We start from the raw sequence: 1,850 nt of genomic DNA on the forward strand, positions 1-1,850 counted from the left end.
CTACTGGAATATGCACCATTCGCCGTCCCCAAAACTTCACCACTAAGTACCTCAATTGGGGGAATTTGACTAAAATTTCGGCTTTGCCACTGCTGTCGTAATTCCGTCGCCTTAACCACATCATAACTTGTGCCAAAAGCGATGGCCAAATTTGCCCAAAAGCCATCAGATTGAGCGAAATTAAACAAAACATCGTAAACAGCAGGAATAATCGACAAAAGAGAGAGAGTCATGACAGTAACAGCAAAAGTTTATTGATAACAGTTTTAGCCTAACAATCCCCAATCTTTCAAGACCCCTGTAACAGAAATTAACATTTATTACAAGAAAACGGGTTTCTAAATAGGCGTTTGCAGAAAACGGGTTTCTCAAAGAAACCCGTTTTCTAAATAGTTTCTCGCAGAAACCCGTTTTCTAAATACAAGAAAACGGGTTTCTAAATAGTTTCTCGAAGAAACCCGTTTTCTAAATACAAGAAAACGGGGGCGTTGTCAGATCAGAAGAGGAAAGATGCAATGCTCCGGTGCTGATTCGGAGCATCTTTCAATTTGACAACGCCGATTGTAGGGCTAATTCCACTGCTAAATCGAGCGACTCTTGTTCCCCACTTAAGCCCAACCATCGGCACTATTCGTTCATGAAACACTAATTGTCAAGATGCAATGCTATCCTTGCTATCAAAGTAATTTCAGTTCCTAGCTGATTCGGAGCATCTTTCAATTTGACAACGCCGGTATTTATGCAAGTCTTTTAAGATTGTCAAATTTTTATTTGAATTTTGTATTGATGATCGATCATAAATTTGATTTTCCTAAAATTCATCAATACAGTTGTTTTTAGAAAATGATTTAGGATTGCTATAGTTTACTTTGTCTTCTTTGGTAGAGTCCATCCAAAATCTTAAACACTTATTCCGAATAAAAAGCCGGCAAAAAAAGGCTACAAAACTTAATAATGTCCAAAACAGCTAATTTTCCCCTCGTTGGCTCTCTGGTTGGTGAAAGAAAAATCTAGGCTAATCCGATAATAACCTGCTGGCAAATCCTGCTAGGGGGGTTTTATCTGTTAAAATTTCTTGTCGTCGTGAAGTAAAGCGGGAAGAGTATGCGAATTCTATTTGTGGGTGCCGAGGCCGCCCCAATTGCCAAAGTTGGGGGAATGGGGGACGTAATTGGGGCATTACCGAAAGTCTTGCGTCAGCTAGGTCATGACGTGCGGATTTTTCTACCCTACTACGGTTTTCTCCAGGAAAAAATGGACATCCCTTCCGAACCCATTTGGTCAGGATTCGCCATGTTTCAGGATTTTTTAGTCTATGAGACGGTTTTACCCGATACGGATATTCCTCTCTACCTCTTTGGTCATCTAGCTTTCTCTGGACGCAGTATCTACGGAGGCGAAGATGAGGCCTGGCGATTTACCCTATTTGCCAATGGTGCGGCGGAATTCGCTTGGAATTACTGGAAACCGCAAGTTATTCACTGTCATGATTGGCACACGGGCATGATTCCCGTCTGGATGCACCAAGACCCCGATATTAGCACCGTTTTTACTATCCATAATCTCGCCTACCAGGGCCCTTGGCGGGAGGCATTAGAAAAAATGACTTGGTGTCCTTGGTATATGCAGGGGGATAATACCATGGCCGCGGCGGTTCAATTTGCTAATCGCATCACCACCGTTTCTCCCACCTATGCCCGTCAAATACAGACCCCCATTTATGGCGAAAATTTAGAAGGATTATTGTCCTACATTTCCGGCAATCTGGTGGGGATTGTCAACGGCATCGACACGGAGGTGTATAACCCGGCTAAAGATGCTTATCTTAAGCAGAATTTTACCCCAGAAAC

1 protein-coding gene and 1 pseudogene are annotated in these 1,850 nt (G+C 42.5%); one reads left to right on the forward strand and one right to left on the reverse strand.

Features of this window, described 5'->3' with window-relative positions; translation table 11 throughout:
- Positions 1-233: pseudogene (locus tag PX481_RS07725) on the reverse strand (calcium-binding protein); the annotation flags it as partial.
- An 871-nt stretch (positions 234-1,104) separates the two neighbouring features.
- Here PX481_RS07725 and PX481_RS07730 point away from each other — a divergent pair.
- Positions 1,105-1,850, forward strand: a 746-nt coding sequence (locus PX481_RS07730) for a glycogen/starch synthase (RefSeq protein ID WP_288094222.1), incomplete at its 3' end; no start/stop codon positions are given.

It is taken from the genome of Microcystis sp. M53603_WE2, assembly GCF_030065435.1.